Genomic DNA, 7,826 nt, shown 5'->3' on the forward strand with positions numbered 1-7,826 from the left:
GATCAATGACCGACCGCGTAAGATCCACGGCTGGAAGAAGCCCTCCGAGATATTCACCGAACTCGTCGAGGCAAATGCTTCCACTGGCTGAACCCGCCGTGTACTGCAAGGACAGCAACCGGCGTGGCTCGTACGAACACACCGAATTCACGTTCCTGGGGTACACGTTCAGGCCGCGTGGGGTGCGCACGAAGACGGGAAAGATGTTCACCGGCTTCAACCCGGCGATCAGCAAGGATGCTTTGACAAAGATCGGACGGCAGGTGCGGTCCTGGGGACTGCACCGACGCACCGAGGTCTCGGAAGCGGATCTCGCCGAGCGGATCAATCCGATCGTGCGGGGTTGGATGAACTACTACGGCGCGTTCTACCGATCTGCGCTGTATCCTCTCCTGGCGCGTATCAATGCCTACTTGATGCGGTGGCTACGTAAGAAGTTCAAACGATTGCGCGGACGCAAAAAGGCTCACGAAGCATGGACCAGAGCCGTCACCGCGAGGCCGAAGTTCTTCGCCCACTGGGCATGGGTACCTGGCGTCCCTGCCGTCTGGTGACCAGGACAACAAGAGCCGTATGAACCGAGAGGTTCACGTACGGATCTGTGAGAGCCGGAGGGTGAAATCCCCTCCGGCTACTCGCCAACACGGCCGTGCAGCGGGTTGCGGATGACACGGGCATTGCGTCCATAGCGGACAGCGCTGGATGTGGGCGCGGAGCCATCGATAGACAGGTTCTTGCGACGGAATCAGTCTTCGAGAGGGCTCCACGTGATCACCTATTCTGCCAGGCTCGACGTGCCCAGGGAACTCGTGCGACACGTGGCGCGGTTGCTGCGGGCCGAGCGTCGGGCGGTGGGCACCCGGCCGGGAACCCGGGCCTTGACGTGCTTCTACCAGGCGATCCTGGTGTTGGTGTGGTTCCGCAAGGGTGAGGACAAGACCACCCTCGGCGCGGGGTTCGGGGTGTCGAGGGCCACCGCCTACCGGTACGTGGCCGAGGCCGTGCGGGTCCTGGCGGCGCAGACACCCACCCTGCACGACGCGCTGCGCCGGGTCGCCGCCGACGGCTGGTCGCACGTGATCCTCGACGGGAAGCTGTTCGACACCGACCGCCTCGCCGAGACCACCGTGAGCGTGAAAGGCGACACGATCGACGCGTGGTACTCCGGGAAACACCGCGACTTCGGGGCGAACGTTCAGGCTGTGATGCGCCCCGACGGGCTCCCGATCTGGACCTCGGATGCGATGCCCGGACATCTGCATGACCTGACCTGCGCCCAGCGTTTGGACGTCACCGGCGCCCTCTACTGGGCGGCCTCCGAACTGCGGCTGCCGACCCTGGCCGACTCAGGCTACGAAGGCGCTGGCCAGGGCATCCACGCGCCGTACAAGCAGCCCGCCGACGGCCGCCGGCTCGCCGTCGACAACCGAACCTACAACGCCGTCCTTCGATCCATGCGGTGCCTCGGAGAACGCGGCTTCGCGATCCTCGTCGGCCGCTGGCGGACCCTGCGTCACAGCACAGCCAGCCCACGGCAGGTCGGCGACATCGTCCGCGCCGCTCTCCACCTCACCCATTTCGAATACCGATACCTACCGGATTCTTGTTGAGATCACGTCAATGGGACTCTCTCGGGCCGCACAGCAACGTCCATCTCCTCTTTACGAACGTTGCGGGGCAACCGAGGCGCATTGGCAGCCGCCCGATGCAGATCTTCGCATCAGGCTCGTCGCTGGTCCTCGTCAACTACAGCAGTGACCCATCGATCAACGAGCGGCGCACGTACACCAAGTGCGCAGCCTGTACGCGTTGACCAACATCCGAATCCACGGATGCGCAGCACGCCTCGATCGGCTGCTCACATCTGCCGCCGAGCGGGCGTCAGGGGCCGCACCTGCGAGACCGACAAGTCAGCCGACCGCTCGTGCCGAAAGTGGTGCGTTCACCGTCAGCGGTAGTTCTGGACCAGGCAGAACTCGTGGTCCTCCGGGCCGAGGTCGACGATCTGAGGTTCCCCCGGTTTTCCGGACACCTGAGCTGAGGCGACACTGGTCGCCGAGGGAGGAGTTCGGATGCCCGCACCACACCCGCCGGAGTTTCGTCAGCGCGCGGTCGAGTTGGCTCGGCTGCGCAACAAGCCGATCCGGGAGATCGCCAAGGACTTGGGGATCTCGGAGTCGTGTCTGCGCAACTCGCTGGCCCAGGCCGACACCGACGACGGCACGCGCGAGGGCTTGAGCAGCGACGAGCGTAAGGAGTTGGCGGCGTTGCGCAAAGAGAAGCGGCGCCTGGAGGTGGAGAACGAGATCCTGCGCCGGGCCGCGGCCTTTTTCGCGCGGGAGAACGTCCTCCCAAAATGATCTACCCGGTCGTCGCCGATCTCGCCGCTGGCGGGATCGCGGTGGCGGTGGCGTGCCGGGTCCTCGGGGTGTCGACGTCGGGCTACTACGACTGGCGCAGCCGGCCTGTCTCGCCCCGTGAGGCGGCCGATCAGGCGCTGGGTGAGCTGATCCGCGACATCCATCAGATGTCGCGGGGCACCTACGGATCCCCGCGAGTCCATGCCGAGCTGCGGCTGGCCGCGGGGGTGCGGTGCGGCCGCAAACGCGTCGAGCGGCTCATGCGCGTTCACGGGCTGCAGGGCGTCTACCGGCGCCGACGCACAGGCTGCACCGTGCGGGACCCGCAGGCGTCATCGGCGGACCTGGTCAACCGGCGGTTCGTCGCCGACCGGCCGGACGCGTTGTGGGTCACCGACATCACCCAGCACCGCACCCAGGGCGGCTGGGTGTACTGCGCGGTCGTGCTGGACGTGTTCGCCCGCCGGGTCGTGGGCTGGTCGATCGCCGACCACCTCCGCTCGGAGCTGGTCATCGACGCCCTCGACATGGCCCGCTGGCGACGGCCCCCAGCAAGGGGCAGACCGTGGTCCACTCCGATCACGGCAGCCAATACACGTCTTGGGCGTTCGGGCAGCGGATCAGGTCGGCCGGCCTGCTCGGCTCCATGGGCTCCATCGGCGACTGCTACGACAACAGCATGGTCGAGTCCTTCTTCGGCTCCATGCAGCTGGAACTGCTCGACCGGCAGCCCTGGGCAATCCGTCAGGAACTGGCCAACGCCATCTTCGAGTGGATCGAGGCCTGATACAACCCACGCCGACGCCACTCAAGCCTTGGCAACCTATCCCCGATCGACTACGGACGACAACAGACCCCGGCCGCAGCCGCGGGACGCGGGCTGATCCAGTCCCGCGACGGCGATGTCGTCGAGATCGCACCCGGCGACACGGTCTGGACGCCGCCCGGGGAGCGGAACTGCACGGCGCCACCCCCGACCACCTCATGACCCACCTCGCCATGCGAGGAGCCCCCGGGGGGCGCGGTCGCCGCCGGTACCCCGCGCGCCTGGCCGCCCTCCCGGTCCGGCTGGGTAGGGTGGGTGGCTGTTCGCGTCCCGTGGGAGGAAGACGATGACCGTGCGGCCATCCAGGCCCACGTTCGGCTTGGACGACTTCGGGCTGGACGACCGGATGCGGCTGTTCGGTTACGTCACGGCGGAGAACCGGTTCGCCTACCTGTGGCTGCTGCGGGCCTTCGACTCGGCGCGGTCCAGCTACCACGTCGTGCTGCACACCTCCGACGTGGCCGCGGCGCTGGCGGCGCTGCACGAGGCGAACCCGGACTGCCCGGATCCGGCCCACGTGGAGCTGCCGCGGCTGCTCGACGCCCTGGTGGACTGGGGCGTGCTCGACCGGGGGCAGGACGGTTCCCGGGCCACGACGCTGGCGGAGTACCGCAACCGGCACTCGGTGTACCAGTTCACCGAGGCCGGTTACCGGGCCCACCGGGCGGTGGAAGCGGTGTTGTCGGCGAGCATGGACGACTCGACGCTGTCCCGGCTGGTCTTCGCCGATCTCCTGGCGGACCTGAACGCGCTCGCGTCGGCCAACGACGCCGGTGACGCGGAGGAGGTCTACCGTAAGTTCAACCGGCTGGACCGGGCGTTGGCCGACATCGCCGAGCGGGCCGCCCGCTTCTACCACATGCTGGGCGATCTGGGCCGGACCAACGACGTGCGGCCGGAGGCATTCCTCGCCCACAAGGACGCACTGCTGGCTCACCTACGGGACTTCCACGACGAATTGCAGCGGTACACCCCTCGGCTGCGCGCGGCGGTGCACGAGGTGGAGGCGACCGGGCTGGACCGGCTGATCGAGGCGGCCGCCGAGGCCGACGAGCGGCTGTTCCACACCCCGGTACAGCGGCTGGAGGACTGGCGGCGGCGCTGGGCGGGGCTGCGGTCCTGGCTGGCGCCGCCAGGACCGGAGCAGCTCAGCGAGGCGGATCGGTTGTCGGACGCCACCATCGCCGCGATCGGCGACGTCCTCGCCCTGTTGCGCCGGGTCACCGAGGCACGCCGTGGCGGGGTGAGCCGGGAGTCGCAGCTGCGGCACCTGGCCGCGTGGTTTACCCATACCGGCACCCAGGAGGCCGCGCACGCCCTGTTCGACGTCGTGTTCGGCGTCGGCGCTCCCCGCCACGTCGGGGTGGCGCACCCGGATCCGGAGGCGATCGCGAGCCGGCTGTCGTGGTGGGACGCACCGGCGGTGGAGCTGTCCCGCACCCTCGTGGCCTCGGGTCGGGCACCTGGGCAGGGCCGGGGGCGGCCGGCCCGGCTGGACCGGGTCGACGACCGCCGGCACCGGCTGCGCGGCGACCAGCTCGCCCGGGAGCGCCGGTTGGCCGACGCGGCGACGGCGCTGGCTGCCGAGGGAGCCACCGACAGCCGGTTGGACACCTCGCAGACCCAGGTCCTGCTGCGCCTGCTCGACATCGCGCTGGCCGCCCGGGTCGGTGGCAGAGCCGTGGCGCCGCTGGCGGCCGCCGCGCACGGCGTCCGGCTGACCCTCACCCCGACGCCGGGACGGTTCACCACGGTCCGAACCGCCGACGGCCGGCTTCATCTGGACGGGTACGCGCTGACGGTCACCGCCGCGCAGCACACCGCGGTCCGCCGTCCCGAACTGGTGCCGGCGTGACCGCGGAACCGGGTGGACTCCGGCCGGCGGTCCACCGGTTTGCCGTCGACGTTTCGGAGCTGGAGCTGGCGGACTACCAGCGGGCCGTCCGGCTGATCCTGCGCCACCCGCTGATCACGGGGACCTGGCCCGACGAGCGGGCGCTGCCCCGGGTGCGGCGGTTCGCCGCCACCCTGCGCCGGGATCTCGCCGAGGCGTTCGGGTACCGGCTGGAGCTGCACGGTTCCACTGCCCGGCTGGTACGGGCGAAGGACCAGCTCGACGGCACCCAGCCGGCGGTGTCCCGCACCGGGCGGCCGTTCGACCGGCAGCGCTACGCGTACCTGGCGTTGTGCCTGGCGGTGCTGGGCCGTGCCGGGATCCAGATCACCCTCAGCGAGTTGGCCGACTCGGTGGTTAGTGACGCGAACCGGATCACCGGCCTGGGGTTGGATCCGGACCACGGCCCGGATCGGCGGGCGTTCGTGGACGCGGTCGGCTGGTTGGAGGAGCGTGGCGTGCTCCGGCTGGCCGACGGCTCCAGCGCCGCCTGGGCCAGCGACCCCGGAGCTGGTGAGGCATTGTACGACGTCGCGCGGGACGTGGTGTTCGCGTTGTTCCGGCCGACCCGGGTGGTGCAGCACGTCGAGTCGGTGTCGGCGCTGCTCGGTCGGACGATGACCAGCAGCGGTAACGCCGAGCGCCGGCAGGCGGCTCGGGCGGCCCGGCGGGCGGTGGTGGAGTCGCCGGTCGTCTACCACGCCGACGTCGATCCGGTGGTCGCCAACCATCTGCGCGGTTCGGCGCTCGCCGCCGACCTGGCCCGGTTGACCGGTTTGCGGGTGGAGCGGCGGGCCGAGGGGGTGCTGCTGGTGGACACCGCCGGGTTCACCGGGGAGCGGTTCCCGGGCACCGGGTCGGTGGCGCAGGCCGCGGTGCTGCTGGCGGTGGAGATGGCCGACCGGGTGGTGGATCCGGACGGCGTCGGGTCAAGCGCCTCGTCCCGCCCGACGGGTACGGCCGGCAGCAGGCGCTGGTGGGCCAGATCGACGCTGGCCTGCCCACGGCCACCCTGGTGCGGCTCGACGACACCGGTCCGGTCGAGCTGTGGACCACCGAGGACGAAATCGGCTCCGACGAGACCGATGGCGCCGGCCGGTTGCCGTTCGTCACTGACAGCTTTCTGCGTAACGCCGTCGGCGAGATCCTGCAGCGGTACGGGTCGGCGTTCGGTGTCCAGTGGCACGCCGACCCGGACCGGCTGCGCGACGAGGCGGTGGCGTTGCTGGAACGGTTCGGCGCGGTCACCGTCGTGCCGGGCGGAGTGCTCGTGCGGGCGCTGGTCGGTCGTTACCGCCACACGGTCGCCGCAGTCAAGCCCCGCGCCGCCACTGAAACTCTCTTCTGACCCTCGGGAAGTTGATCGTGATCGAGCAACGTGCCGTCCGCCGGTTCGCCCCCACCCGGGCCGGGATCATTAACCTGTGGGACTACCGGGACGAGGAGTTCCTCTTCGTCGACGGGTGGCTGGTGCTGCGCGGGCCGAACGGTTCCGGCAAGACCAAGGCGCTGGAGGTGCTGTTCCCGTTCGTGCTCGACGGGCGGATCGAACCCCGCCGGCTGAACCCGTTCGCCAGCGAGGACCGGACGATGAAGTCGAACCTGCTCTACCGAGGGCAGGAGGTCACCCACGCGTACGTGTGGATGGAGTTCGGCGACGGCGAGGAGTACGTGACGGTCGGCATCGGGTTGCGGGCGCACCGGCACGTCGACCGGGTGACCCGCTGGCACTTCGTAGTCGACGGTCGGGTGGGAGTGGACTTCTCCCTGCTAGACGCCGACGATCGGCCGCTGAACCGCCGCGACCTGATCGACCGGTTGGGGGCCGACGCGGTGCGGGACTCGGCGGAGGACTACCGGCACCTCGCCGACGCCCGGCTGTTCGGCCTCGGTCCGGCCCGCTACGAGCAGCTGTTGGATCTGGTGCTGACTCTGCGCAAGCCGCAGCTGGCCAAGGACCTCAACCCGGTCGAGTTGTCCCGCACCCTGCAGCGCGGGCTGCGTCCGGTCGAGGACCACCTGCTGGTGGAGGCCGCCCGCTCGTTCGACGACATGGAGGCGGTCGCCCGTACCCTCGAAGGACTGGTGGCGGCGGACGGCGCCACGGCCGGGTTCCTGACGGTCTACTCGACCTACCTGCGCACCCATGCCCGGGCGGCCGCCGATACCCTGGCCGCCCGCCGCGACGCGGTCGCCACCCGGTCGGCCGCACTTGCCGACGCGCGCCGCACGGCCGACGCGGCGGCCGAGGCGAGGCCGAGGCCGGCACACGGCTGCGGGCCGTCGAGGGCGAGCCCGGGCGGCTCCGCGCCCACCTGGACAGCTTGAGGGCCTCGGCGGCCTATCAGTCCCACGAGCAGCTCGCCGACCTGGAACGGCATGTGCACGACCTGGCCGAGGCGGCCGAGCGGGCCGGCGGGACCGTTGCCGCCGAGGAGACGGCGGCGGCCCGGCGTCGTACCGAATGGGAACGGGCGATGGTGGCGGCCCGGGACGCGCGGGCGGTGGCCGACCGGCTCGCCGCCGAACTTGTGCTCGACGCCGAGGCGGCGCGGATCACCTGGAGCGCCGACGACGCCGCCCCGGACGACCTGGCGGCCCGGATCACCGCCCGGGCCGCCGCGCGCCGCGACGACGTGCGCGCCGTCCGCACGCAGGTGACGCGGCACGGCCAGGCCGAACGTGACCAGTCCCGGGCCGCCGCCGACGCGGTGCGACAGGGCGGCCGGTGCCGCGCCCAGTTCCC

Annotated in this window: 6 protein-coding genes and 1 pseudogene; all 7 read left to right on the forward strand. The window is 70.5% G+C overall.

What is annotated here, in order from left to right; translation table 11 throughout:
• Nucleotides 1–203: 203 nt before the first annotated feature.
• A complete protein-coding gene (locus tag JNW87_RS31070) occupies nt 204–554 on the forward strand; it encodes a group II intron maturase-specific domain-containing protein (RefSeq protein WP_201749443.1) in 351 nt (116 codons plus the stop codon).
• A gap of 213 nt (nt 555–767) precedes the next feature.
• Entirely contained in the window at nt 768–1,610 is an 843-nt protein-coding gene (locus JNW87_RS31075) for a transposase family protein (protein WP_109799855.1), read from the forward strand.
• A gap of 462 nt (nt 1,611–2,072) precedes the next feature.
• Nucleotides 2,073–3,225 (forward strand): annotated as a pseudogene (locus JNW87_RS31080) (IS3 family transposase); the annotation flags it as partial.
• 247 nt (nt 3,226–3,472) lie between these two features.
• Nucleotides 3,473–5,041 carry a TIGR02677 family protein gene (locus JNW87_RS31085; protein ID WP_109799852.1) on the forward strand — a complete coding sequence of 523 codons (1,569 nt, stop codon included), beginning with the start codon at nt 3,473–3,475 and terminating at the stop codon, nt 5,039–5,041.
• A complete protein-coding gene (locus tag JNW87_RS31090; RefSeq protein WP_238454894.1) occupies nt 5,038–6,501 on the forward strand; it encodes a TIGR02678 family protein in 1,464 nt (487 codons plus the stop codon). The genes JNW87_RS31085 and JNW87_RS31090 overlap by 4 nt, the downstream gene beginning before the upstream one ends.
• Nucleotides 6,446–7,408 carry a hypothetical protein gene (locus tag JNW87_RS31095; protein ID WP_236647268.1) on the forward strand — a complete coding sequence of 321 codons (963 nt, stop codon included), beginning with the start codon at nt 6,446–6,448 and terminating at the stop codon, nt 7,406–7,408. Before JNW87_RS31090 ends, JNW87_RS31095 begins: the two co-directional genes overlap by 56 nt.
• On the forward strand, nt 7,405–7,826 hold a 422-nt coding region (locus JNW87_RS31100), incomplete at its 3' end, for a hypothetical protein (protein WP_238454895.1). The genes JNW87_RS31095 and JNW87_RS31100, both read left to right, overlap by 4 nt.

Origin of the sequence: Micromonospora sp. ATA51, from assembly GCF_016802855.1 — a bacterium.
Taxonomy (GTDB): Bacteria; Actinomycetota; Actinomycetes; order Mycobacteriales; family Micromonosporaceae; genus Micromonospora; species Micromonospora sicca.